Annotated in this window: 20 protein-coding genes; 13 read left to right on the top strand and 7 right to left on the bottom strand. The window is 57.5% G+C overall.

Translation table 11 applies throughout. From position 1 onward, the window contains the following. Window positions 1–13: 13 nt before the first annotated feature. Window positions 14–892 carry an HDOD domain-containing protein gene (locus K6123_RS00650; RefSeq protein ID WP_221793117.1) on the bottom strand — a complete coding sequence of 293 codons (879 nt, stop codon included), beginning with the start codon at window positions 890–892 and terminating at the stop codon, window positions 14–16. Between the two features lie 180 nt (window positions 893–1072). Here K6123_RS00650 and K6123_RS00645 point away from each other — a divergent pair, with 180 nt between their 5' ends. Beyond that, window positions 1073–2278 (top strand): class I SAM-dependent rRNA methyltransferase, encoded by a 1206-nt coding sequence (locus tag K6123_RS00645; protein ID WP_221793116.1) that lies wholly within the window; start codon window positions 1073–1075, stop codon window positions 2276–2278. A gap of 18 nt (window positions 2279–2296) precedes the next feature. Here K6123_RS00645 and K6123_RS00640 read toward each other — a convergent pair whose 3' ends face one another. Together K6123_RS00640 and K6123_RS00635 are read right to left on the bottom strand one after the other, a co-directional pair. Beyond that, window positions 2297–3412, bottom strand: a complete 1116-nt coding sequence (locus K6123_RS00640; protein ID WP_221793114.1) for an imelysin family protein — start codon at window positions 3410–3412, stop codon at window positions 2297–2299. A gap of 13 nt (window positions 3413–3425) precedes the next feature. Beyond that, window positions 3426–4082 carry a histidinol-phosphatase gene (locus K6123_RS00635; RefSeq protein WP_221793112.1) on the bottom strand — a complete coding sequence of 219 codons (657 nt, stop codon included), beginning with the start codon at window positions 4080–4082 and terminating at the stop codon, window positions 3426–3428. Window positions 4083–4346: 264 nt separating this feature from the next. Here K6123_RS00635 and rppH point away from each other — a divergent pair, with 264 nt between their 5' ends. Together rppH and ptsP are read left to right on the top strand one after the other, a co-directional pair. Beyond that, a complete protein-coding gene (rppH, locus tag K6123_RS00630; RefSeq protein WP_221793110.1) occupies window positions 4347–4841 on the top strand; it encodes an RNA pyrophosphohydrolase in 495 nt (164 codons plus the stop codon). Window positions 4842–4847: 6 nt separating this feature from the next. After that, window positions 4848–7127 (top strand): phosphoenolpyruvate--protein phosphotransferase, encoded by a 2280-nt coding sequence (gene ptsP, locus K6123_RS00625; protein ID WP_221793108.1) that lies wholly within the window; start codon window positions 4848–4850, stop codon window positions 7125–7127. 41 nt (window positions 7128–7168) lie between these two features. On the opposite strand, the gene mepK is transcribed toward ptsP, so the two are convergent. From mepK to K6123_RS00610, 3 genes are all read right to left on the bottom strand, one after another. Further along, complete coding sequence (gene mepK / locus K6123_RS00620; protein WP_485020563.1) at window positions 7169–7717, bottom strand: peptidoglycan L,D-endopeptidase MepK; 549 nt, start codon at window positions 7715–7717, stop codon at window positions 7169–7171. A 175-nt stretch (window positions 7718–7892) separates the two neighbouring features. Further along, a complete protein-coding gene (locus K6123_RS00615) occupies window positions 7893–9620 on the bottom strand; it encodes a L,D-transpeptidase family protein (protein WP_221793107.1) in 1728 nt (575 codons plus the stop codon). A gap of 279 nt (window positions 9621–9899) precedes the next feature. Further along, window positions 9900–10712, bottom strand: coding sequence for an NRDE family protein (locus K6123_RS00610; RefSeq protein ID WP_221793105.1), 813 nt, complete (start codon window positions 10710–10712; stop codon window positions 9900–9902). A gap of 151 nt (window positions 10713–10863) precedes the next feature. Between K6123_RS00610 and K6123_RS00605 the strand changes: the two genes are divergently transcribed. The 10 genes from K6123_RS00605 (at window position 10864) to K6123_RS00560 (ending at window position 24894) form a co-directional block, all read left to right on the top strand. Continuing rightward, window positions 10864–11652 carry a sulfite exporter TauE/SafE family protein gene (locus K6123_RS00605; RefSeq protein ID WP_343223935.1) on the top strand — a complete coding sequence of 263 codons (789 nt, stop codon included), beginning with the start codon at window positions 10864–10866 and terminating at the stop codon, window positions 11650–11652. 119 nt (window positions 11653–11771) lie between these two features. Then, window positions 11772–12581 carry a prolipoprotein diacylglyceryl transferase gene (gene lgt / locus K6123_RS00600; RefSeq protein ID WP_221793103.1) on the top strand — a complete coding sequence of 270 codons (810 nt, stop codon included), beginning with the start codon at window positions 11772–11774 and terminating at the stop codon, window positions 12579–12581. Between the two features lie 42 nt (window positions 12582–12623). Then, window positions 12624–13418, top strand: a complete 795-nt coding sequence (thyA, locus tag K6123_RS00595) for a thymidylate synthase (protein ID WP_221793101.1) — start codon at window positions 12624–12626, stop codon at window positions 13416–13418. A gap of 193 nt (window positions 13419–13611) precedes the next feature. Beyond that, window positions 13612–15222 (top strand): putative bifunctional diguanylate cyclase/phosphodiesterase, encoded by a 1611-nt coding sequence (locus tag K6123_RS00590; protein ID WP_221793099.1) that lies wholly within the window; start codon window positions 13612–13614, stop codon window positions 15220–15222. Window positions 15223–15605: 383 nt separating this feature from the next. Further along, window positions 15606–16115, top strand: coding sequence for a dihydrofolate reductase (locus K6123_RS00585; protein WP_221793097.1), 510 nt, complete (start codon window positions 15606–15608; stop codon window positions 16113–16115). A 119-nt stretch (window positions 16116–16234) separates the two neighbouring features. After that, window positions 16235–17305 (top strand): patatin-like phospholipase family protein, encoded by a 1071-nt coding sequence (locus tag K6123_RS00580; protein ID WP_221793095.1) that lies wholly within the window; start codon window positions 16235–16237, stop codon window positions 17303–17305. A gap of 114 nt (window positions 17306–17419) precedes the next feature. After that, entirely contained in the window at window positions 17420–18628 is a 1209-nt protein-coding gene (gene chrA / locus K6123_RS00575; RefSeq protein WP_221793094.1) for a chromate efflux transporter, read from the top strand. A gap of 268 nt (window positions 18629–18896) precedes the next feature. Beyond that, entirely contained in the window at window positions 18897–20138 is a 1242-nt protein-coding gene (locus K6123_RS00570) for an efflux RND transporter periplasmic adaptor subunit (RefSeq protein WP_281423875.1), read from the top strand. Window positions 20139–20156: 18 nt separating this feature from the next. Continuing rightward, window positions 20157–23351 carry an efflux RND transporter permease subunit gene (locus K6123_RS00565; RefSeq protein WP_246624544.1) on the top strand — a complete coding sequence of 1065 codons (3195 nt, stop codon included), beginning with the start codon at window positions 20157–20159 and terminating at the stop codon, window positions 23349–23351. Between the two features lies 1 nt (window position 23352). Further along, a complete protein-coding gene (locus tag K6123_RS00560; RefSeq protein ID WP_221793092.1) occupies window positions 23353–24894 on the top strand; it encodes an efflux transporter outer membrane subunit in 1542 nt (513 codons plus the stop codon). A gap of 49 nt (window positions 24895–24943) precedes the next feature. Here the strand turns inward: K6123_RS00560 and K6123_RS00555 are convergent, their stop codons facing one another. Beyond that, complete coding sequence (locus K6123_RS00555; protein ID WP_221793090.1) at window positions 24944–26428, bottom strand: aldehyde dehydrogenase; 1485 nt, start codon at window positions 26426–26428, stop codon at window positions 24944–24946. Window positions 26429–26504: the final 76 nt, after the last annotated feature.

The following is a 26504-nucleotide window of genomic DNA, read 5'->3' as shown; positions in this document are numbered from 1 at the left end:
GCTGAGGGCAGAGTTACCAGCGATAGTTGCGGAAGCCGATGCCCATTTCCTCAAAGTTGGCTTCCATCTGTTCGAGGTCGTAGCTGCCCAGTCCCAGGTAGGTCAGCACTTCCTCGCCAATCATTTCCCATTCCCGATCTTCCTGCTGCTTGCCCAGAATCCGGTAGTTACCGCACACGTGTTCGGCCATTTTCAGGATTGCCAGCAGGGTCTTGGCTTCGGAATCTTTCTGGTGGCCAGCGTTAAAGTAGCGGCTGGCACTGTGGTGCTCGGCGATGACATCACAGAGTATTTTCGGCAGATGCCACGACTTGGCGGTGTAATAGCCGATCACCGCATGGTTGGTGTCGAGTTCGGCATTTTCAACATCAACGACCCGATGGTCCGGGTGGGCGTAGGAACGCTCCATAATGTCGAGGTAGTTGTCGAAGCGGCTCATCAGCAGCGGGATACCGGCGTTGTGGAACAGTCCCAGCAAATAAGCCATATCCGGGTTTGGGTAACCGACCTGCTTGGCAATCTGGGTGGCGACCTGGGCGATGTCGGTGGCGGTGTCCCAGAAGCGGTTCATGTTAACGATGGTTTCATCCGACATCTGGCTTTTGATCGACAGGCCGTTAACCAGGTTAATAACGCTGGACATGCCGATCAGATTAACCGCCTGGTTGATTGAGGTGATGCGGTTTTTGAGACCAAAAAACGATGAGTTAACAACTTTCAGAATGGTGCCGGAGAGTCCCACGTCTTGTTGAATCAGCTCGGCGATACGCTGCAGATCAGGCTCTGGCATGATCTGTTCTATTTGCAAATCCACCAGAATCTGTGGCTGTGGTGGAATCTTGATACCTTGAAGGATCCGCTGAATCTGATCATCAGTCAGGGGTTGGGACATGGGTCTTACCTTAATACGTGGAAGATAATCTGACAATTCACTCAGTCTAGTTAAGAATCTGTAACTGGTAGCCGATAACGTCCAATTTGTTGGTCAGCGTCGCCGACCCCGGCGGATGTCGATATAATCGCCGGTTTGCAGTGTTATCCGCTGTTTCTATTTGCCCACCCGAGGTTGCCCATGTCTGCCACTCTTTCCACCATCCGGCTCAAGGCCAAGTGCGAGCGCCGTCTCAAGTCCGGCCATTTATGGGTTTACAGCAATGAAGTTGATATTGCCCAGACACCACTGAAGCAGCTGACGGCCGGTCAGCAAGTGGTGGTCGAGGCGGCTAATGGCAAGGCGCTGGGGACTGCCGTCGTGAGCCCGGAACAACTGATCTGCGCACGTCTGATCAGCCGTGACAGCAGCCAGTTGCTGGATTCCTCGCTGATTGTGCATCGTCTCAAGGTTGCCATGGGCGGCCGTGAAGCCTGGTATCCGCACAGCTGTTACCGTTGGGTGTATGGCGACAGCGATGGTCTGCCAGGGCTGGTGGTTGATCGTTTTGGTGCCATTGTGGTGGTGCAGATTTCCAGTGTGCTGATGGAAACCCTCAAGCAGGAAATCGTTGATGCTATTCTCAAGGTCGCCAAGCCGGATTGTGTGGTACTGAAAAACGACGGCAAGTTGCGGGCGGTTGAAGGTCTGCCGGAATACGTTGAAGTGGTTCATGGTGGTCTGGAAGACAACTGCGCGCCGCTGGTGGAAAACGATACCCGTTTTATGGCGCCAGTGATTGAAGGCCAGAAAACCGGCTGGTTCTACGACCACCGGGAAAACCGTGCGGTGCTGAATCGTTTGGTTGCAGGCAAGCGAGTGCTTGACGTGTTCAGCTACATCGGTGGCTGGGGCGTGCAGGCTGCCCGTCATGGTGCCGCCGAAGTGCATTGTATTGATGCCTCGGCGCAGGCGCTCGACTGGGTTGAGCAGAACGCGGCCTTGAACGGTGTGGCCGACAAGATGCATTGCTGGGAAGGCGATGCCTTCCAGGCGCTGCGTAATCTCAAGGACGAAGGTGAAAAATTCGATATCGTGGTGGTTGATCCGCCAGCGCTGATTCCGCGTCGCAAGGACATCAAGGCTGGTGAACAGGCCTATCACCGCCTCAACCAGCTGGCGATGCGCTTGCTCAATCGTGAAGGTTTGCTGGTGGCCGGTTCCTGCTCCATGCATCTGGGCGAAGACCGCTTGCCGGACATCCTGCGTTCACTGGGCCGCGAGCTGGACCGTGATGTGGTGATCCAGCACGTTGGTGGCCAGGGCGCTGACCACCCTGTGGTGCCAGCGATTCCGGAAACCCGTTATCTCAAGGCGGTGTTTGGCCGGGTGCTGCCAACCCGCTGATAAGCCGCGCCAATCCCGTTAATGCGGCAGTTGCAACTTCAGTTGGGCTGCCGTCTGTCGCATCAGTTGCAGCAGCTCATCGAGCTGCTGCAGCGAGGCATTGGTGATCGCCTCATCGGCCAGTTGCTGTTGCCACTGCGCCAGTAATTCCGGCTGCTGCTGCAAGATCGTTGGCAGCACGCCCTGATCCTGTGGTTCTCCCAGCAGCCACAACTGCAAACCTTGTAACAGCGCCTGACGGTCGCTTTCCGAACTGTGGCTGAACTCGCTGCGCTGATTGCCGACACTGTCTTTTTCGCGTTCGTTATGCAGCAGCTGATATGCGGCGATCAGCCCGGCATTGACGGCGGCAGTGGAACTGGTGTCGGCCAGCAGGCGGGCGTAATAACCATCGCTGGTTTGCCAGCGTTGCTGTAATTCACCCAGTTGCTGACGCAGAATCTCGACTACCAGTTGCAGGTATTGGCGGCGGCGTTGCTGGTTGCGCACCAGGGTGGTGTCGGTGGTGGCTGCGGCTGGTTGGCTCAGTGTCAGGAAGTCACTGGCCTGACGACTGTCGTCAGCGCCCCACAGCAGGAACTCAACCACGTGAAAACCGAGGCTGGCGGCCGATGGATCCGACAAGCCGTGCTGATCGAGCAAGGTCTGACGACTGATATTGATGGTCAGGTCGTTGACGATACCGGTATTGGGATAGTCTGGCAGGTAGTCGATGTAACCACCTTCGATGGGCCAGCTGTCGATCTGCATCAGCAGGGTCTGGTAGCCCTGTCCTGCGCGTTGCCATTCAACCGGATCGGTAATCGGCAGATAGCCGTAAAGGCGACTGCGGAGCCAGGCAGAATAGGCTTCGCGCCAGGCCTGACGGGCATTTGCCAGGGCAATCGGATCCGGGCTGTCGAGCAACTGATTGACCGAACCGGCCAGTACTTCGAGGCTGGCATCGGCCTGGGAATAGCTGTCGGCAGCACTGTGCAGCAGGTGATCGTTCAACTGCTCCAGCTGGCTGTCCAGCCTGGCCAACGCCGGGCTGACCTCGGTCGGAGCCACCAGTTTGGGAGGTTCCGGCTGGTCTTCTCCACAGCTGGCCAGCGTGACTGACAGCACCAGCAATCCGGCAATACGCAACGACATAGGAACTCCGCAATCAGCCCTGCAGCGAAATAACCGGCCAGCCCAGCCGTTTGGCTTCCGCCGCCAGTTTGGGGTCCGGATCAACGGCCACCGGGTTGCTGACCAGTCGCAGCAGCGGCAGGTCGTTGTGGGAGTCGCTGTAGAACCAAGCGTTTTTCATGCCGATGCCGTGTTCGCCGAGCCACTCGATCAGGCGGGTTACCTTGCCTTCCTGGAAGCTCGGGATGCCAACAATACCGCCCGTATACTGGCCGTTGATGACTTCCGGATGGGGTGCAATGATGTGCTCAATACCCAGTTCTTCGGCAATCGGATAGGTGATAAAACCGTTGGTGGCGGTGATGATCAGCAAGGTGTCGCCCTGATCCTTGTGCAGTTGCACCAGCTCTCGGGCTTGCTGGGAAATCAGCGGCCGGATGCGTTCTGACAGGAAACGTTCACGGTGCTCCAGCATCTGTTCGAGTGAGTTGTCGAGCAGTGGCTGCAGGGCAAATTTCAGGTACTCATGAATGTTCAGCGTACCGGCCTTGTACTGCTCGTAGAAAACGTCGTTGCGGTACTTGTGGGTCTGCGGATCAACGATGCCCTGATCGACAAGATACTGACCCCAGGCGTGGTCACTGTCGTCAGACAAGAGGGTGTGATCCAGGTCGAAGATTGCCAGTGCCAAGTGATTCTCCCGAGCGGTTTACAGAAAAGAACAGTATTCTATGCTGAATAAAATCGCCTTTCCTTATAAATTCAGGATCAGTTGGGCGCTTTCCGTCGGCTTGTGGTCCAGTGCCGGTTGCGGCCTCCAGAAAGCACCAGCGGCGACCATGGTATTCCAGCACCAGCGTGCTGGCAGAAGAGCGGGCCGATGCGTTGCCGACGCTTGACGTTTGCAGCGAAATGGGCAAGTTTTGCACTTCTGTAATATTTCTCGGAAAACGTTGTGATTGATGATCAGGGTTACCGCCCAAATGTCGGTATCATTCTCTGTAATGATCTGGGCCAGGTGCTGTGGGCCAGACGCATAGGACAGGATGCCTGGCAGTTTCCCCAAGGGGGAATCAAGCAGGGTGAATCCCCGGAGCATGCGTTGTACCGTGAGCTGATGGAAGAAGTCGGGCTGGCCGCCAGCGACGTTCAGATCCTCGGCTGTACCCGTGGCTGGCTGCGTTATCGCTTGCCCAAGCGCATGATCCGGCAAGGCAAACAGCCGGTCTGTGTCGGCCAGAAACAGAAATGGTATCTGTTGAAACTTGTGTCTGAAGATCACCGGATCAATCTGGGAATGTCAGACAAACCGGAATTTGATGGCTGGAACTGGGTCAGTTACTGGTTCCCGCTGGGTGAAGTGGTAGCCTTTAAACGGGATGTCTATCGCCGCGCCATGACCGAGCTGGCACCGAAAATTGCCCGCTTGCAACGCAAACTCAACGTTTGAGGTTATATGCTCGACATACTTCGCCGCATCGTCCAGGAAGTCAGTATTGCTACCGACCTGTCGCACGCACTGCGGGTGGTGGTTGCTCGCATCCGCGAAGCCATGGCGACCGAAGTATGTTCAGTTTATCTGCTTGATGCCGATTCCGGCCGTTATGTGCTGATGGCTACCGAAGGTCTGAAGCAGGAAGCGGTTGGCCGCGTCAGCCTCAGTTCTTCCCAGGGTCTGGTTGGCCTGGTGGGTTCGCGTGCCGAGCCCATCAACATCAACGATGCCCCCTCGCACCCGAAATTCCATTTTCTCTCCGAGACGGGCGAAGACCCGTTTCAGTCGTTTCTGGGCGTGCCGATTATCCACAACAAGCGTCTGATGGGCGTATTGGTGGTGCAGCAGCGTGACAGCCGGCAATTTGATGCCGGTGAAGAAGCTTTTCTGGTGACCATGTCGGCGCAGCTGGCCGGGGTAATTGCCCATGCCGAAGCCACCGGCAATATTCTCGAACTGTCGCCGGCTAAAACCGAGCGCAAGACCACCCGCTTTAATGGTGCCCCTGGTGCCGCCGGGGTGGGTTTGGGTACCGGTTACGTGATGATGCCGGCGGCTGATCTGGCGTCGGTGGTCGACAAGCAAATTGACGATATTGACGCCGAATTGGAGCGTTTCGAGTGCGCGCTGGAAGGAGCACGCACGGAAATCCGCCGCCTGGGCGCCCAGCTCAGCAGTGAACTGCGGCCCGAGGAAATGGCGCTGTTCGACGTCTATATCAACATGCTCGATGACAACGCCCTCGGCGCTGAAGTGTCGGCGCGCATTCGTGACGGCCAGTGGGCACCGGGTGCATTGCGTCAGGTGGTGATGCAGTACGTTGGCCACTTCCAGCTGATGGAAGATGTTTACCTGCGCGAGCGGGCAACCGACATCCTGGATCTTGGCGCCCGTATTCTGGCGCAGCTGCAGGGCGTTGGTGAACGTTCGGAAGATGATATTCCGGACGACTGTATTCTGGTCAGCGAAGAGCTGACGCCGGGCATGCTTGGCGAAGTGCCGCCGAACAAGTTGCGCGGCCTGGTATCGGTGAAAGGTTCTTCCAACTCCCACGTAGCGATTCTGGCCCGTGCCATGGGCATTCCTACGGTGATGGGGGTGGTTGATCTGCCTTACACCCAGGTCAACGGCAAGGATTTGATTGTTGATGGATATCGGGGCCTGCTGATATCCAGCCCGGATCAGGAAATCCGCGAGCAGTATCAGGACATCTACGAAGAAGAACTGGCGTTGCAAGAAGACCTGGAAGTGTTGCGGGATGAACCGGCAGTGACCACTGATGGCCACCGCATTCCGCTATGGGTTAATACCGGTTTGTTGACCGATGCCCTGCGCAGCCTCGATCGTGGTGCTGAAGGGGTTGGTCTGTATCGTACCGAAGTGCCCTTCATGATGAAGGATCGCTTCCCCAGTGAAAGCGAGCAGCAGCAGATTTATCGTCAGCAGCTGGAAATGTTTGCCCCGGCGCCGGTGACCATGCGCACCCTCGACGTCGGTGGTGACAAGGCGCTGACCTACTTCCCGATTAACGAAGCCAACCCGTTTCTGGGCTGGCGCGGCGTGCGGGTAACCCTCGACCACCCGGAAATCTTCCTGGTGCAGGTGCGGGCCATGATGAAGGCCAGCCAGGGTCTGAATAACCTTCGCATCATGCTGCCGATGATCAGCAGCGTGAACGAAGTCGATGAAGCCCTGCATCTGATCTATCGGGCTCATGCCGAAGTGATCGAAGAAGGTTTCGACGTTGAAATGCCGCAGGTCGGGGTGATGATCGAAGTGCCGTCGGCGGTGTTCCAGATCCGCGATCTGGGACTGCGGGTCGATTTCCTGTCTGTCGGCAGTAACGACCTGACCCAATATCTGCTGGCGGTCGATCGTAACAACCCGCGTGTTGCCGAGTTGTATCAGGCGTTCCATCCAGCGGTGCTGACCGCTCTCAAGCTGATTGCTGACGGAGCCCACGAAGTTGGCAAGCCAGTCAGTGTCTGTGGTGAGCTGGCCGGTAACCCGCTTGGCAGCGTGCTGCTGATGGCGATGGGGTACGACATGCTGTCGATGAACGCCACCAACCTGCCGAAGGTAAAGTCGATTATCCGTGGTGTCAGCCGCGAATGGGCCCAGCGCTTGCTGGATCAGGTGATGCAGATCGAAAGTGCCCATGTGATAGCTGCGATGGTACAGCTGGCACTGGAAAAAGAAGGTTTTGGCCGGATCATTGGTCCGGCTTCCGGTCGCGGCTGAGGTCTCAGCCGCTGTTCCACAGCAACAGGTGCTGCCTGTCCTTACGCTGTCCAGCGCCGGGTACGGCCCGTATCCAGATGAATAAAACCACTGTTCGGATAATAGCCGACACCGCCCTCACCAATCGCCAGCGCCGCTTCGTGTAAATCCCGGTGCGAGACGCCGGGAATACGAATATCCACGGCACGTCCCTGCATATGCAAGCTGCCACGGGCGACGCCGTTGCTGGTCTGCCGCAATTGCTGGTTGCTGGCGGCTGAACGATAGCCGGAAATAATGTACACCGGCTCGCGGGCGTTGAAGGTTTGTTGCAGATGGTGGATGCGATCATAAAGCGAACGATGAATGGCATTGACGCCGCCGCTGCGATGGTCACGCAGCAGGTAGTCCAGTCGCTGCAGCTCATCAGCCTGATAATGGCCATCGACCCAATAAGTGGATTTCAGCCGCTCGCCGGTATGGATGTTGTACAGACGCAGCGTTCGCTCGGCTGCGGCGCTTTGGGCTGCCAGAAGCTGTTGGCTGGTGCCTGCCAACATAAGCCCCGAAGTCATCTGTACTGCTGAACGCAGAAAACCCCGTCGCTGCATGATCAATGATGTCCTGAAACCTGTAACAAAATGTATCGCCAGTATGCACGGTTCGTTGGCAGGATTAAGGAAGTGGTTTGATCAAAAGACTGGAGTGGCATGCAAGACAGTTTCGCCAAAGCCGCCGAAATGGCTTTTTACACAGCTTTGCAGGGTGGTGTGCGTTTGATCGGGATCAGAAGCTCAGATCACGCGGGCCGGTGGCTATCCCGGCAACACTGTCGCGGCGGTAGATATCATCACGGATTTGCAGCTTGCCGGAGTGATCCACCCAGGCGGTCCAGTACATCAGGTAGACAGGCACCGGATTGCTCAACGACAGCCGGGTCGTACGGTTCTGGGCGATGGTTTCCTCGACCCGGGCGCGGCTCCAACCGAGCTGACCCTTGAGCAGGACTTCAGCCAGTTCCATCGGTTTTTCGACTCGTACACAGCCAGAACTGAGCGCCCGTTTGTCGAGCGCAAACAGTTGCGGCTGGGAGGTATCGTGCAGATAAATTGATTGCGGGTTCGGGAACAGGAACTTCACCGAACCCAGCGCGTTGTCATCGCCGGAACGCTGGATAATGCGGTAGGGGAAATTACGTGAAGAAACCTGTTTCCAGTCAATCTCATCCGGGTTGATAAAGCGGTCTTCACCGTCCACCCGTTCGACAATCTGGAAGCCGTGTTCCCGGGCGTAGCCCGGCTTGCGGCGGAATTTCGGCAGCAGATACTGGGTCGCGATGCGGTAAGGCACTACCCAGGTCGGTGCCAGCTCTATCTGACTGATCTTGTGGGTCATTACCGGGGTGCGGCGACTGAGTTTGCCGATGATGACTTTCATCTCCAGCTCAACATCGCCGTCATCAACGTATTCGAGTTTGTAGTCGGCCATGTTAACCATCACATAACGCTTGCCAAGATCACCGGGCAGATGGCGCCAGCGTTTCATATTGAGGGCGATTTTCTGTGCCACCTGATACGGCGTCAGGTTCAGCCAGCTGAGGGTTTCAGCATCAACCACACCGCTGGGTTTGAGACCATAACGACGCTGGAAGTTTTTCAGGCCTTCTGCCAGCTGGTCATCAAACACCTGTGCCTGTTTGTTATCGGGTTGCGGCTGAGCCTGGGGGTTATCACTTTTGAACAGCCATTTGAAGGCAGATTCCGGCAGGTCGCCATACTGCGCCAGCATCTGTCGCAAGCGTGGTACGGCTGCATGATGGTCACCGGGTTGCAGGCTGAGGTCATTGGGCAATGGCTGCCAGTCGCCACGGTTGGCCAGCTCCAGGTAATGATTGAGCTCCTTGCGCATCGCCAGATAGCCTGGCTGACGTGGCACCAACTCAGCCATCAGGTCATTGAGCTGGTGTTGCTGCAAAGCGTTGTCGAGCAGCGCCAGAATGGATTCGTCGGTGATCAGTGGCGCTGGATCGGTAGCCGCGACCTTCACCACCGGGTGATCGTTTTCATTGGTATCGGGCAGCAGCTGATGATTCAGCACCTGACGGGCGTAAGTCAGGAAGGCATCGGTCAGCAGCACTTCGATGGCGGTTGCCTGTTCCGGCAGATTGCCGAGTTGCGCCACTTCGCGGCTTAGTGCACTGAGAGCGTAATCATAGCGTTGCCAGTCGTCGGCCGAGGTTTCCTTGAGTGCCTGCATCAGCTCTTTGGCGGCCGGAGTCAGCTCGTAGTTATGCATCCATAACGGCTGATAGTCGCGCTGCAGGTAGAAGGGTTCAAGACTGCGAATATGTTTGAGCGAGACATCACCGGCAACCCGGCGAGCGTCCTCGATCAGCCAGCGTTCCATATGCTCGCGCGCAACCGCCGGTGGCATTACCGGTTTGGTATAACTACTGGCCAGCAAGGCAGCAAACAGCAATACCACACAGACGCCGCCGATCAGGGCGGCGGTCATGGCCGGATTGTGTTTGGGGCGCTGCCTGGGCGCGCGACGGGGAAGGTCAGGCTGTCTCATGCATGCAGTATGGACAGCGATTGGCGATTGGCCTGGCCAGCGTTCAGGCATTTTTGTAACGGCTTTGGGGCTGGAAATCAGCGTCAGAAAAAAACTTCAGCCAAATCGAGTGGCTAGCGGATCTGTTCTGTAACTGTCAGAAATATGACGAAAAAAATCAGCGATTCAAACAAGCTGTCATTTGTGACTCTGGTGCTGGCAAGCGCTCATTCCTCATCCTCATCGGGAGGTGGCTTGGCCTGCTCCTGGCCAGCCAGGAACCGGGGTTATCTGTCCCTGCTGAATCTGCCAGTGACTCACACCCTCTATCTGGCCATCGGCTTGCCAGCTGATTTCCATCAGCTGCAAATCCTGCTGTCTGGCAATCAGGCCGCTGCTGCAACGACTGCCGTAGTGTTCTGAATGAATCCGCTGGGCTGACAACAGCCGTTCCCATTCCAGCGGCACCTGGGTATCCGGCAGTTCGGCGTCTGGCCAGGGACTGGTGCGGTCGAGCAATTGGCTCAGGTGTTCGATATTGTTGGGCTCGTTCTCCAACCAACGCTGCAACTGTTGTAACGCCAGCTGGGCTTTCGGCCAGGGCGTATTGAGGCTGGCATTGCTGAGCACGTGCCTGCCTGCGGGTACCGCAAAGGCTTGCAGCGTTGGACTGTTGCTGAGAAACCAGAGTGACTCTGGTGTCGCGACCAGCAGGTTAAAGGGACCGTAGTCTCTGGCCTGTGGCAGCAACTGCTGGCAGAAATCCTCTGGTGTCAGGTCGCTGTTGAGAAAGGCACTGACCAGTTCGCCACGGCTGCGTTTATCGGTTACCGGGATGCCGCGGCGGACATTGGTGACGGCGGCAATGCGCAGCCTGGCGCTGGCACCGAGCCAGCTACCGCCTTGCAGCAGATCACGACCGGCCAGAATGTGCGGCTGGTCTTGCCAGGGCTGTAGCGGGCTGGCTGGACGCTCGAAAAATTCATCACGGTTGGCACTGAGGCTGAGCCAGCGCGGCTGGTCAGGCTGCCAGTCGAATACGATCAGACACATAAGCGTTTGCATTCCTGCTGCGGTAAGGTCAGCTGCCAGCCTAACGGCTTTGCTGGCAAATAGCTGCCAATACCAGCTCGGGCAGGGCGGTCGCGTATCGGTCGCGGCTGGTTCATAATGCCGCCCGGTTAAATTGATTGAGAGGACGCCTGTGGCCTCACTGTTATTGTATCTGGTGGTTGGCGCTGTGGCCGGCACCCTGGCGGGTCTGTTCGGCATTGGTGGCGGTACCGTGATTGTGCCTGCGCTGCTGTTCACGCTGGCGGCCCAGGGCGTCAGCCCGGAAGTGATGACCCATATGGCGGTGGCGACTTCGCTGGCGACCATTACTTTCACGTCGCTCAGCTCGATCCGTACGCATCATCAGAAAGGTGCTGTACTGTGGCCGGTGGTCGGCCGCATGACCATGGGCATTGTGGTTGGCACCACCGCTGGCGCGATGCTGATTTCGTCGATCCCGGGGCCGATACTGCTGAAGATTATCGGCGTGTTTACGGCACTGCTTGGCATCCAGATGTTTTTTGGCTTGCAGCCGAAAGCCAGTGATACCCGCCCGGGAGCAAAAGAGCTGATGGGTTCGGGGGCCGCGATTGGTTTTGCGTCGTCCTGGTTCGGGATTGGCGGCGGCAGTTTTGCGGTGCCCTATCTGACCTGGCGTAATCTGGAAATGCGCCAGGCTGTCGCCGTTGCCGCTGCCTGTGGTTTTCCGATCGCGCTGACTGCGGCGCTGACCAATATTTTTGAAGGCTGGGGCCATGATGATTTGCCTGCCTGGAGTACTGGCTATGTGTATTGGCCTGCGGTGCTGGGGATTGTGCTGACCAGTGTGCCGTTCGCCCGGATCGGGGCCAAACTGGCGCATCAGCTGGATCAGAAGAAACTCAAGAAAGCCTTTGCGGTGATGCTGTTGCTGGTGGCGGCCAAGTTTCTCACTACCTGATCCGGCACTGTCATTGAGGTGTCCTGAACGCGAGCCAGAATGGTCCGCCAATGAACTTGTGGTAATAACCCGGCTCTGACCGGCACTGTTGCTTCCAGATAATCTGCAAGGATGTTTGCATGCTGTCCTATCCTGATATTGATCCGATTGCGGTGGCGATTGGCCCATTAAAAGTCCACTGGTACGGGCTGATGTATCTGCTGGCGTTTGGTACTGCCTATGCCTTGTCGACCTATCGGGCCCGCAAGCCGAATTCCGGCTGGACCGATCAGCAGGTATCGGATCTGGTGTTTTTCGGCGCCATGGGGGTGATTCTTGGTGGCCGCTTCGGCTATGTGCTGTTCTACAACTTTGGCCAGTTCCTTGATGATCCGTTGTGGCTGTTTCGGGTCTGGGAAGGTGGCATGTCTTTCCACGGCGGTTTGCTCGGTGTGATGACGGCGATGGGCTGGTTCGGCATCAAGTACAAGAAGAACTACTTCGACGTCGCCGATTTTGTCGCGCCGTTTGTTCCCATCGGCCTGATGTTCGGCCGCATCGGCAACTTTATTGGTGGCGAGCTGTGGGGCAGGGTAGCGGACCCGGCGGTGGTGCCGTGGGCGATGGTGTTCCCGCGGGCCGACGATCTGCCACGCCATCCGTCGCAGCTGTATCAGGCCGGTCTGGAAGGCCTGCTGCTGTTTGTGGTGCTGTGGTTCTATTCCAGCAAGCCGCGTCCGCGGATGGCAGTAGGGGCTGCATTCCTGCTCGGATACGGTATCCTGCGCACCTTTGCCGAGTTCTTCCGCGAACCGGATGCGCAGATCGGTTTTGACCTGTTCGGCTGGATGAGCCGTGGTCAGCTGCTGAGTATTCCGATGATTGTGGTGGGGCTGGTGCTGCTGGTAGTGGCCTACCGGCGTAATAAAATGGCTCCGACCAGCGCCTGAGCCGGTGGTTGGAGCGTTCGAGTGAATGATTAAAGGTAAGTTATGAAACAGTATCTGGATCTGATGCGTCATGTACGCGCAAACGGGGTTTTCAAGGAAGACCGCACAGGCACAGGTACCTACAGCTGTTTTGGTTACCAGATGCGCTTCGATCTCAGCGAAGGCTTTCCGCTGGTCACCACCAAAAAGCTGCATCTGCGTTCAATCATTCACGAGCTGCTGTGGTTCCTCAGTGGCGACACCAACATCCGTTATCTGAAAGAAAACGGCGTATCGATCTGGGACGAGTGGGCTGACGAAGACGGTAATCTGGGCCCGGTTTATGGTTCCCAATGGCGCTCCTGGCCAACCGCCAGCGGTGAACACGTTGACCAGATCACCCAGCTGGTGCAACAGATCAAAAACAACCCGGATTCCCGCCGGCTGATCGTCAGCGCCTGGAACGTTGGTGAAATCCAGAACATGGCACTGCCGCCGTGTCATGCGTTTTTCCAGTTCTACGTCGCCGATGGCAAGCTGTCCTGTCAGCTGTATCAGCGCAGTGCCGATATTTTCCTGGGCGTGCCGTTCAACATCGCCAGCTACGCATTGCTGGTGCATATGATGGCGCAGCAGTGTGACCTGCAAGTGGGCGATTTCGTCTGGACCGGTGGCGACGTGCATTTGTACGCCAACCACCTGGAACAGACCGACGAACAGCTGTCGCGTGAGCCACTGCCGTTGCCGCAGCTGGTGATCAAACGCAAGCCGGAAAGCATCTTCGACTACCGCTTTGACGACTTCGAAATTGAAGGCTATCAGAGCCATGCGCACATCAAGGCGCCGGTCGCCATCTGATCCCCGTTCTCCACGCCAGCGGCCAGCGCTGGCCTTCTGAATAATTTTGTCAGTCTGCCGGTGAAATATTCGCCAGTGTCTATACTCAGTTTTCATGAGCTATTTGAAATCGAGAGTTATGGATTCAGGCGCGCCGTTTCCCCAATGCACGACGCTGCTGGTGTTCTCGACAGGTTCCGAGGAAGGAATCCCTGTGAACAACCTGCGGCTCGAAACCATGCACCATCTGGAGCAGATCTGCGATCGCTGGCGCAGTGCCAGCGAGGTGGTGTGCCTGCTTGGCAAACAGTTCGACGATAGCCTCAGGAACACTCTTGAACGGCTGCGGCTGAAGCTGCCGTCGGCACCCTTGATGGTTGGTTTGCAGGACGTCGGCGATGAAGTCCAGCTGTTGGAACTGGGCGTGCAGGAAGTCTTTGCGCTGGGGCGCGCGAGCCCGGATGCCCGCCAGCTGGAACGGCTGGCCAATATCACTATTGCCCGCATGGATTATGAGCTGGCATTGCGCAGTCTGACCCATTTTGATCCGCTTACCGGGTTGGCCAATCGCAGCCTGTTCCAGGATCGCCTCGAACAAAGCCTGATTCAGGCCCGTCGTAATTCCCTCAACGTTGGACTGCTGTTTATTGATGTCGACCGCTTCCGGGTGGTTAACGATATTTATGGCCATTCGCTTGGCGACCAGCTGTTGCTGGCCTGTTCCCATCGCTTGCAAAAATCCTTACGACGCTCTGATACGGTGGCCCGGCTGGGCGGTAACACCTTCGCGGTGATTCTGGATTCGGTGCGGGGAACCGAGGTGGTGACAGCGGTGGCACAGAAGCTGGCGGATGCACTGAAAGCCCCGTTCAAGCTTGAAAGCCATGAGATTTTTGTCACTGTCAGTATTGGTATCGAGATTTCCTGCGAGGCCAATTACGATGCCGGCCAGATGGTGCGGCGAGCCGAACTGGCGCTGCATCAGGTCAAACGCGATGGCCGCAATGACTGCCAGATTTATTCGCCGCAGTCGGCACCCATCGACAAGATCCGGGTGGGGCTGGAAAGCGCGCTCCATCATGCGATGGAGCGAGACGAGCTGCGGCTGGTGTATCAGCCACAGATTTCTGTGGTGGGTAACCATTTTGTGGGTGCTGAAGTGCTGCTGCGCTGGCAGCACCCGGTGCTGGGACTGGTGTCGCCAGCGGTGTTTATTCCGGTATTGGAAGATACCGGTCTGATCGAGCCCTTCGGAGAATGGGTGTTACGGCAGGCCTGCAAACAATACAAGTACTGGCTCGACCAAAAGCTGGTGACGGCCAATTCGAAGATCTCGGTGAACCTGTCACCACGGCAGTTCCGCCAGCGTGATCTGGGCGAACGAATCCAGCAGATCCTGCAGGAAACCGGCTTGCCAACCGCCAACCTGACGCTGGAAATTACCGAAAGCACACTGATGTATAACCTCGAGCAGGGCGCTGCCATGCTCAGTGAACTGCGCGCGCTGGGCGTGCGGGTGGCGATTGACGACTTCGGTACCGGCTATTCCTCACTGGCCTATCTGAAAGATTTGCCAATCGACTTTCTCAAGATTGACCGCAGCTTCGTCAAGGACATCGTTGATGATCGTAACGACGCCGCGATTGCCAACTCCATCATCGCGCTGGCCCATAACCTTGGCTTGCAGGTCATCGCCGAAGGGGTTGAAAGCAGCGATATTCTGGCGGCGCTGGAAAGTTTTGGCTGCGATCATTATCAGGGCTTTTTCTTTGCCAAACCGGTGGAGGCTGAGGATATTCCTGAACTGGTCAGCCGCTGTGCCTGATACGGTCATCCAGTTCAGCTTTTGTCGTTGCTGCTATCACCGCTAGCCTCTTGGGAGAGAACTTCTCTCTCCCGGCGGCGGCCATCCCTCTCTGCTTTGCGCTACCGATTCGCGGATCGATTTTCGCTGCGAACTCATCACGAGCATGCCCGCTCTTTACCATGAAAAAGGGCATCCATGCCTCAGTCCGGCTACCTGGCCATCCATGGCCGCAGTGCTCTGTTCGTTCTTGCTTAAATCGGCTCATCTTGATGCGCAGAAAGCGGACGCGACTCCGTATTCCATACGTAATACGAACAGACACAAATAGTCTACAAGCCCATCGCTAGAGTGAATCCGGCCGCAGGGGTATGATCGGGGTTTTGATTGCCGAAGTTCCCACCATGAAGCTTGCTCTGATTGTTGCCATGGCGCGCAACCACACGATTGGAATCAACAACCAACTGCCCTGGCATTTGCCCGGCGACCTCAAATTCTTCCGTGACACTACCATGGGCAAGCCGGTGGTGATGGGTCGTAAAACCCATCAGAGCATTGGCCGCCCGCTGCCTGGCCGCCCCAATATCGTGATTACCCGACAGGTCGATTTTGAAGCCGAAGGCGTGGCTGTGGTTGCCAGTCTGGAGCAGGCAATCGAACAGGCGGCGCGGTTGGCGCTACAGTCTGGTGTTGATGAAGCCATGATCATGGGTGGTGAAGATATTTACCGGCAGGTGCTGCCGCTGGTGGATCGGATGTACATCACCGAAGTGGCTGCCGACGTCGAAGGCGATGCCTTTTTCCCCGAATTCGATGTTGCCCAATGGCGTGAAGTTTCGCGTGAATCCCACCAGCCATGCGACAAGAATCCGTATCCCTACAGCTTTGTGGTGTACGAGCGGATTCGTTCCTGAATCTGTAAACGCGAGGGAATTGCAACACAGAGTGCCAGCCGCTGAACCTGCCTTGCATATAGATTGGTCATCCGAGTCTGGTATATCTGTGGCGGAATGACGATAGGGAAGTAATACGGATGGCGAATTTGCCGCTGAAAGTCTTTGCCGGGGCGGAAGCCCTGCAACACATTCGTGATCACGGCCTGCAGCCGGATGACATCAAGATGATCCTGGGAGCTTCCGGTGGGCCCAAGTGGCTCAGTCTGGCGTCGATGGACCGTTATCTGTTGTCGGAATGGTTTGCCGACCGCACGGAACCGCTGCACTTGCTCGGCACATCCGCCGGCGGCTGGCGCATGTCCTGCTATGCCCAGCAAGATCCGCTGGCGGCTCATGCGCGCTTTCAGGAAGCCTATGTCGAGCAGCAATATTCCGCCAAACCGACCCCGGGTGAAGTTGCCGCTGAATGTCGCCGGATACTGGAAATCCTGCTTGGCGACACCGGCCTCGATGAAATCCTGCATAACCCGGTGATGCGCTACAACACGCTGGTGACCCGTTGTCGGGGTCTGACCGGCAGTGATACCAAATGGGTTCAAACCGCCGGTTGGCTGGGTGCGATTGGCGCTAACCTGATTTCCCGCAAGGCAATGCGGCCTTGGGTTGACCGGGTGTTATTCCATCATCCGCACAAGCCACCGATTGATCATTTCCCGCATTTACCGGCCCAGCATGTGGCGCTGACCAAAGAGAACCTGCATCAGGCGATTCTGGCGACGGGGGCAATTCCGCTGGTGATTTCCGGCATTCGCGATATTCACGGCGCGCCGCAGGGCACTTATCGTGATGGTGGTATTACCGACTACCAGTTCGACCTGCCAGTGCTGCCGGAAGACGGTTTTGTGCTGTACCCGCACTATTTTGCCAAGGCCCCGAAAGGCGGCTGGTTCGACAAAAAACTGCATTGGCGGACGGTATCGCGCGAGCATTACCGCAAGACCATCATCATTGCACCTTCCTGGGAGTTTGCGGCCACCTTGCCGGGCGGGCGCATTCCTGATCTCGACGACTTCTACGATTTTGATACCCAGACCCGTAAGCAACGCTGGCGTACCGCACTGGCCAGTTGTGAAGTGCTGGGCGACGCCCTCGATCATATCCACAGCCAGCAGCGCTGGGCGGATGTCGCTGAACCTCTGCCCTGGTAAGCGGTCGTTTATAGCGTCAAAGCAGCCGCTGGTCGGATCGCCAGTGGCTGACCTGATTCTTTCACTGTCACAGCCTACAATCCGTCCATTCAAGATCAGCCACGGGAAACACGCATGCACAAGCTATGGGAAGTCTGGCGCGCCTTCTGGATTCTGGGGCTGACCTCCTTTGGTGGGCCGGTCGCGCACCTTGGTTATTTTCGAGCTGAATTCGTGGAAAAACGCCGCTGGCTGTCGGATCAGGCCTATGCCGAGCTGGTGACCCTGTGTCAGTTTTTACCAGGCCCGGCCAGCTCCCAGGTCGGTTTTGGGCTGGGTTTTCTGCGTGCCGGTTTGCCCGGAGCGCTGCTGGCCTGGCTGGCGTTTACCGCACCGTCCGCGATCGTCCTGATACTCTTTGCTGGCTGGCTACAAAGCAGTGACTCAGCCTTGTTGGGCGACCTGTTGCACGGCCTCAAGGTGGTGGCGGTCGCGATTGTTGCCCATGCAGTGATGGGCATGGCGAAAAACCTTTGCCCGGATCGCCAGCGCGCTTCGCTGGCAATACTGGCATTGGCGCTGGTGTTGCTGCTGGGCGGTATTGAAGGTCAGTTGCTGGCGATACTGGCCGGTGCGGTGGGAGGCTGGTGGTGGTGCCAACAGCCGCTGGATCAGAGTACTGGCAAGGATGGTCTGGCGTTTGAAATTTCCCGCTCGCAGGGACTGGTGATCCTGGCACTGTTTCTGGCCTTGCTGTTGTTGTTGCCGCTGCTGGCAGCTGGCGCTGACGCCGCCCCGGGTTTGCAGGTGCTCGACAGTTTCTACCGTGCCGGAGCGCTGGTGTTTGGCGGTGGCCATGTGGTGCTGCCGTTGCTGGATGCCGAAACCGTGCAGATGGGGCGGGTAACAGCTGATAGTTTCCTGGCCGGTTATGGCGCGACGCAGGCGATGCCGGGGCCGGTGTTTACCTTTGCCGGTTTCCTGGGCGCCGAGTGGGCCCAGAGTCTGGCGGGTAATGGTCTGCTGGTGATCCAGCTGGCTATCCTGGCTTTGATTGCAGTGTTCCTTCCGGGCTTTTTGCTGCTGCTGGGCGTATTGCCATTCTGGCAGGCGTTAGGTCAGCGGCCGGGGATTCGGGCCGCGATGGCGGGTGCCAATGCGGCAGTGGTGGGGTTGCTGGGGGCGGCGCTGTATCAGCCGGTGTTTGTCAGCAGCGTGACTTCTGTTCATGAACTGGTGCTGGCATTGCTGTGTCTGTTGTTGCTGACGAGCTGGAAGGCACCGTCCTGGCTGGTGGTGCTGGTTGGCGCTGCTGGCGGCCTGTTATTGGGTCAACTTGCCTGAGCCTGATACACGAGCCTGATACAAGATCCTGGTACCAGGGCATCGGACAGCCATTCCCTGCTGCAATATTGGCTGACATTGGTTGACGATCTGGCGGACAATCCAGAGTCAAATCGTCGGATCTGGGCCGGTTCGTTAACCGTTTGTTAACCCGCTGATCGGGATAATCTGGTTATATTCGTGGTCATTGGCTCATTCCCGCGTTTAGCCATACCGTGTTATCGCCTCCCCTGACAGTGTTCAGCCACCTTCCATCGAGGACAATCCGTTGATCAAGTCTTCTGCCCGTACGCTCGGCCATCTTTGTGCCAGTCTTGCTGTTGTTGTGCTGCTTGCCGGTTGCCAGTCTGAATCAGACGGCAATGCTTCTGCTGCTGGCCAGCAGCGCCCTGCTCCTGAAGTCAGTTATATCGAAGTGCAGCCACAGGCCGTCACTCTGACCAGTGAATTAAAAGGCCGTACCGTGGCTTCCATGAGTTCGGAAATTCGTCCGCAAGTTGGCGGTATCGTGCGCAAGCGGTTGTTTGAAGAAGGTTCGGCCGTGAAAGCAGGAGAGGTGCTGTATCAGATTGATCCAGCCAGTTATGAAGCGGCTGTTCGACAGGCCAAAGCCGATTTGAACAGTGCTGAGGCCTCGGTGCAATCAACCCGCCTGACGGCTGAACGCTACGCCGAGCTGGTGAAAATTGAAGGTGTTTCACAACAGGACGCTGACGATGCCAAAGCCGCCTGGCTGCAAGCCAGGGCCAGTGTCGAAAGTGCCAAAGCCGCGCTGGAAACCGCCCGCATCAACCTCGGTTACACCAGGGTCACAGCACCGATTGCTGGTCGAATCGGGCTGTCATCGGTGACCCCGGGGGCGCTGGTCTCCGCTTCGCAGGATACGGCGCTGGCGACCATCAATACCCTTGATCCCATGTATGTCGATATGACCCAGAGCAGCAGCGATTTGCTCAAGCTGCGCAAGATGATCGACCGCAATGGTCTTAGCATGGGCGGTGCTGACGTCAGCCTGCTGCTGGAAGATGGTTCTACCTATGAGCAAACCGGTACGCTGAAAGTCCGCGAAGTGGCGGTTGATTCTGACACGGGTTCAGTCACCCTGCGGGCGGAATTCCCCAACCCGGATGGCATCTTGCTGCCAGGCATGTTTGTGCGGGCAGTGATCAGTGATGCCGAAGATGATCAGGCGATTGTGGTGCCGCAGCAAGGCATTGCCCGCGACATCAAAGGCAATGCGGTGGCCATGGTGCTGAGCGCCGACAACAAGGTGGAGCAGCGTATTGTCACCACCGAACGGGCGATCAAAAACCAGTGGCTGGTGAGTAACGGCCTGCAGGCTGGTGATCGGCTGATCGTTGAAGGTACCAGCAAAATCAGTGTTGGTATGGCGGTGCGGCCGGTGGCGGCAACCGTGAAAGACGATGGTTCTGTGCAGCTGGGTCTGAGTGGCAAGCAGCCATCGAACGGCAACACTGACGACCACAACGCCGAACTGGCCAGCGAATAACCCGGAGGCCGGTTCATCATGATTGCGCAGTTTTTTATCAATCGCCCGGTGTTTGCCTGGGTGATTTCCATCATCATCATGCTGTTTGGCTTGCAGTCGATTGTGTCGCTGCCGATTGCCCAGTATCCCGACGTTGCGCCACCGACCGTGCGTATCAGTGCCACTTATACCGGTGCTTCGGCGGAAACCGTTGAAAACAGTGTGACCCAGATTATCGAGCAGCAACTCACAGGTCTTGATGGCCTGCTGTATTTCAGCTCATCCAGTTCTTCCTCTGGTTCTGCCAGCATCAATGTCACCTTTGAGCAGGGCACCGACCCGGATATCGCTCAGGTACAGGTACAGAACAAGGTCTCGCAGATCACCAGCCGGTTACCGGAATCGGTGCAAAGCAACGGCGTCACGGTTGAGTCATCGCAGACTTCCTTCCTGTTGATCGCCGCTTTCTTTGATACCAAAGACGAAGCCGCGGGCTACGATATTTCTGACTACATCGTGGCGAATATTCAGGACTCGGTTGCGCGTATCGAAGGGGTCGGTAGTACCCAGGTATTTGGCGCCGAATATGCAATGCGGATCTGGCTCGACCCGGTCAAGCTGGCGTCCTACGACCTCATGACCTCCGATGTGACCTCTGCGATTCAGGCCCAGAACACCCAGATTGCTGCCGGTAATATTGGTGCCCAGCCAGCGCCAGCCTGGCAGGAACTGAACGCCACCGTTACTGCCCAGTCGATGCTGCAGACACCGGAGCAGTTTCGCGAAATTATCCTCAAGAGCGACAGCTCCGGCGCGCTGGTGAAGCTGAGTGATGTCGCCACCGTTGAACGCGGCAGCGAAAGCTACAGCTATGAAGCCCGTCTGAATGGCCATCCGGCTTCCGGTATGGCGGTGATGCTGGCACCGGGTGCCAACGCACTGGATACCGCCACGGCCGTCAAAACGGCGCTGGCCGACATCAAAACCAGCCTGCCAGATGGCTGGGACATCGCCTACCCAAAAGACTCCACCGACTTCATCAAGATCTCCATCGAAGAAGTGGAGCACACGCTGTTTGAAGCCATCATCCTGGTGATTGCCGTGATCTACCTGTTCCTCGGCAACTGGCGGGCGACACTGGTGCCTGCGGTGGCGGTGCCCGTGGTGTTACTGGGTACGTTCGGGGTGCTGGAACTGTTCGATTATTCGATCAACACCCTCACCATGCTGGCGCTGGTGTTGTCGATTGGCCTGCTGGTGGACGACGCCATTGTGGTGGTCGAAAACGTCGAGCGGGTGATGACGGAGAAAGGTCTGTCGCCACGCAAGGCGACCATTGAATCAATGAAAGAGATCAGCTCGGCGCTGGTTGGTATCGCGGTGGTGTTGTCGGCGGTATTCCTGCCAATGGCGTTTTTTGGTGGCTCCACCGGGGTTATTTATCGGCAGTTCTCGGTGACCATTGTGTCGTCGATGATTCTGTCGGTGGTAGTGGCGCTGACGTTGACGCCTACCCTTTGTGCGACCTTGCTGAAACCAACTGATCACGACGCCCTGCAGCGCGGTTTCTTTGGCTGGTTTAACCGCAAGTTCGACGCCATGACCAACCGTTATCACGGCGGTGTTGCCGGGCTGGTACGCAAGCCGCTGCGCTGGATGTTGAGCTACGGCGTGATTGTTGGTGTATTGGCCTTTGCACTGTTACGCCTGCCTACCGGCTTCCTGCCGGAAGAAGACCAGGCCGAAACCATGGCCATGTTCAGCCTGCCAACCGGTGCCTCGATGAATCGTTCGTCGGCGGTAGCGCGGCAGATTGAGGACTATTACCTGACCCAGGAAAAGGACAACGTCGAAAACATCTTTACCATTTCCGGCTTCAGCTTTTCAGGCAGCGGCCAGAATACCGGTATGGCGTTTGTGGGTCTGAAAGACTGGTCTGAACGGACAGCAGCAGAAGATTCTGCCTCAGCGATTTCAATGCGGGCGACCATGAACCTGTCGTCGATTCGTGATGCCAGCTTTTTCGCCATGTCGCCACCGGCGATTCAGGGTCTGGGCCAGAGCAATGGCTTTACCTACGAGTTGCAGGCCACGGCGGGCACCAGCCGCGATGAGCTGGTCAGTCTGAAAAATGAGCTGCTGCAGAAAGCCAACAGCAGTGACTTGCTAACGGGTGTACGGGAAGGCTCACTCAGTGATACTCCGCAGCTGAAGCTGGATATTGATCAGCCGAAAGCAGTGTCGCTGGGTGTTTCGTTGTCGGATATTTCTAGCACGCTCAGCACCGCCTGGGCCGGTTCCTACGTCAATGACTTTATCGACGACGGCCGGGTCAAGAAAGTGTATGTGCAGGGCGCTGGCGAATACCGCTCCAGCCCGGAAGACCTGCAGTACTGGTATGTACGTGGCAGCAATGACGAAATGACCCCCTTCTCGGCCTTTGCCAGCAGCCACTGGACCTCTGGCCCGCAGACGCTCAGCCGTTATAACGGTCTGGCTTCCTACGAAATTCAGGGTGCCGGTAATGGCGTCAGCTCAGGTGCCGCGATGGACGAAATGGAAGCCCTGACGGCGCAACTGGGCAGCGGGGTCACCTCTTCATGGAGTGGCCTGTCTTATCAGGAACGACTGGCCAGCGGTCAGTCGGTGATGCTCTACAGCATTTCGATTCTGGTGGTATTCCTGGCGCTGGCAGCGCTGTATGAAAGCTGGACGGTGCCGTTTGCGGTGATTCTGGTGGTGCCACTGGGGGTTCTGGGTGCGGTTCTGGCAGCGACGTTCCGGGGTCTGGAAAACGATATATATTTCCAGGTGGCACTGCTGACCACCATAGGTCTGTCGGCCAAGAACGCCATTCTGATTGTGGAATTTGCTGAAGACTTCTACATGAAGGGCAAGACCCTGATGGAAGCTGCGGTGGAGGCCGCTTACCTGCGTCTGCGGCCGATTCTGATGACCTCGCTAGCGTTTATTTTCGGCACCTTGCCACTGGCGCTGTCGACCGGCGCGGGTGCCAACAGCCGGATGTCGATTGGTACCGGTATTGTTGGTGGTACCTTCACCGCGACCGTGCTGGCGATCTTCTTTGTACCGCTGTTCTTTGTGCTGGTACGTGGCTGGTTCCCCAAACGCAAACGCCACGATATGGACGACGATGAACAGCCGGTGTTGCTGACGGATGCCGTCGTTGAAAGTCCTGCACACGATTCTGACAAGCCACAGCGAGGAGCCTGATATGAGCCTGTTTTGTTCCGCTTCTTCCTCTGCGGCTTATTCCAGGTCGGGGGCTGTGGATAACTCTGCCGGCCGTCAGCCTGCCCGCTCGCTGCCCTTTATTAGTGTGCTGCTTGGCAGCCTGCTGATGGCCGGTTGTGCCAGTATGGCCCCGGACTACCGTCGGCCGGATGCACCGGTGCCTGACAAGCTGGCGACTGACCCGGTTTATGCATTAAACGATAGTGCCAATGCGCTGGCCGCCAGTGAGCTGCCATGGCAACAATTTATCAAGGACGCCCGGCTGCAGCAGGTGATCGAACTGGCGTTAGCCAACAACCGCGACCTGCGTTCAACCCTGGCCGATGTGGAAGCGGCGCGGGCGACCTATCGGGTGCAGTCGGCGAGCCAGTATCCGACCGTCAGTGCCGGTATCAGTGGCAGCCGCAGCAGCACGGATGGCAGTGTCAGCAGTAGCTGGCAGGCTACCGGTGGCCTGAGTTCCTATGAAATCGACCTGTTTGGCAAGAACCGTGACGCCACCAGCGTTGAGCTGGAAAGCTTCCTGTCGACGGCTGAAACTGCCCGGGCAGCACAGATCAGCCTGATTGCTGAAACTGCCAACGCCTGGCTGACGCTGGCGTCGGATCAGAACCTGCTGGTCTTGGCGCAGGAAACAGCCGCCAATGCTGAAAAGGCGATGGAAATCACCAGCAAGCGTAAGCAGTTGGGGGTGGATTCTGCAGTGGATCTGGTTTCAGCCCAGACCACCTACCATCAGGCGCGGGCGGATATCGCCAGTTACCAGAATCAGGTTGCGCAGGATAAAAATGCCCTCTGGTTACTGGCTGGCCATAGCCTCGACGACAGCCTGTTGCCGAATGAACTGCCAACCACCGCACAGCTGGTAGCGGATATTCCGGTGGGATTGTCTTCTGATGTGTTACTGCAACGGCCGGACGTCCTGGCTGCCGAGCATGATCTGAAATCGGCCAACGCCAATATCGGTGTGGCGCGCAGCGCCTACTTCCCGTCACTGACGCTGACAGCGACCGGAGGACTGGCCAGCACCGCGCTGTCGAACCTGTTTACCGGTGGTGCTTCCACCATCTGGACGTTGGCACCCAGCCTGACGGTGGATATCTTTGACTGGGGCAGCAACAACGCCCAGCTCGACTACGCCAAAGCCAGCCAGCAAAAAATGCTGGCGACCTACGAATACACCATTCAAACGGCATTTCAGGAAGTTGCCGATGCGCTGGCGCGGCGCGGCACCATCCAGCAGCAGCTGGCCGCTGAAAATGACTATGTCGACGCCGCTGCTCGCAGCTACGAGCTGACCTTCAAGCGTTACAAGGCGGGCGTCGACAGCTTCCAGGACGCCCTCACCAGCCAACGCACGCTGTACTCCGCCCGTCAGGGATTGATCAGCTCACAGCTGGAAGAACTCAGCAACCGGATTACCCTCTATCGGGTGTTGGGTGGCGGACTGGCGGAGCAGTCCGGGGGCGCGGACGGCTCGTCCGCAGGGCAGGATGCAGGCGAGACGCCTGCACTCCCGTAGGGGCAAGGCATGCCTTGCCAAAGCGCTCGTTAGAGCGCTTTCTCCCTGCTTACCCCAACTTCAACCAGGTGGTCTTCAGCTGGGTAAACTTGTCATAGGCATGCAATGACAGATCGCGGCCAAAACCGGACTGCTTGTAGCCACCAAACGGCACACTGTAGTCGATGGCGTCCATGGTGTTGATTGATACAGTACCGGCACGCAGTTTTCTGGACACCCGATAGGCGCAGTTGATATTGCTGGTCCAGACCGAAGCCGCGAGGCCATAAACGGAATCGTTGGCCAGTGCCACAGCTTCCGCTTCGCTGTCGAAACGCAGAATCGCCGCTACCGGCCCAAACACTTCTTCGCGGGCAATGGTCATGGCCGGATTCACGCCGGTCAGAATCGTTGGTGGCACCTGACAGCCGTCCGTTTCACCGAGGCCGCCACAGGCAACCACGGCACCTTCGTCGATGGCTTGCTGAATAAAGCCACGTACCCGGCCAGCGTGCTGGCTGTCGATCAACATACCGACCTCGGTCGCCGCTTCAAGTGGATCTCCGACCACCATGGCGTTGGCTTTGGCGACAAACTTTTCCACAAAGGCATCATAAATGCTGCTTGCAACCAGAATGCGGGAGTTGGCGGAGCAGACTTCGCCTTGGTTAAAGAAAATCCCCAGTGCCGCGTGTTCGACCGCTGCGTCGAGGTCGCAGTCAGCAAAGATCAGGTTAGGGCTTTTGCCGCCAGTTTCCGGCCAAACCTGCTTCATGTTGGAGTCGGCGCTGTAACGCATAAAGAGTTTGCCGACGGCGGTTGAGCCGGTGAAGGTCAGGCAATCCACGTCCATATGCAGGCCCAGCGCCTGACCAACCACTTCGCCGTAGCCAGTGACCACGTTGAATACGCCGTCTGGCAAGCCCGCCTGTTTGGCCAGTCCGGCCAGTCGCAAGGCGGTCAGTGGCGACTGTTCAGCCGGTTTCAGTACCACCGAGTTACCGGCCATCAAAGCCGGAGCCAGTTTCCAGGCGGCGATATCAAGCGGGAAGTTCCATGGAATGACCGCGGCCACAACGCCGACCGGTTCGCGAGTGATGGTGGCGACGCTGTTACGGTCGGTAGGAGCGACTTCGCCGTAGAGCTTGTCGATTGATTCGGCATACCACTCGAAGCAGCCCGCAGCACCGGGAATGTCGAGGTTGTAGCAGTCCATCACCGGCTTGCCGACGTTGAGCGATTCCAGCAACGCCAGTTCTTCACGATGTTCCATCATCAGCGCCGCCAGCTTGCGGATTACCGCCTTGCGTTGGGCTGGTGCCTGATCAGCCCAGACGCCGGCTTCAAAAGTCTGGCGGGCAGCCGCAACGGCAAGATCGACATCTGCCGTGGTACAGGCGGCAGTCGCTACCAGCAATTCGCCGGTGGCCGGGTTGATGGTGTCGTAGCAAGCAGCGTCACTGGCATCCAGATACTGGCCGTTGATCCAGGCCTGGTTGGGCAGCCGGGTGGTCGCCTTGAGCGTGAGCCAGTGGTCTTTGCTGAATGAGGTCATGATGTTATCCGGGAAGTAAAACAGATTAAAAACAGGCTAATTCAGCGGCCTGCTGTCTTAAATATGTTTTTGATTG

Origin of the sequence: Oceanobacter mangrovi, assembly GCF_019740315.1 — a bacterium.
Lineage (GTDB): Bacteria > Pseudomonadota > Gammaproteobacteria > Pseudomonadales > Oceanobacteraceae > Oceanobacter > Oceanobacter mangrovi.
This window is presented reverse-complemented; position numbering and strand designations above follow the sequence as displayed.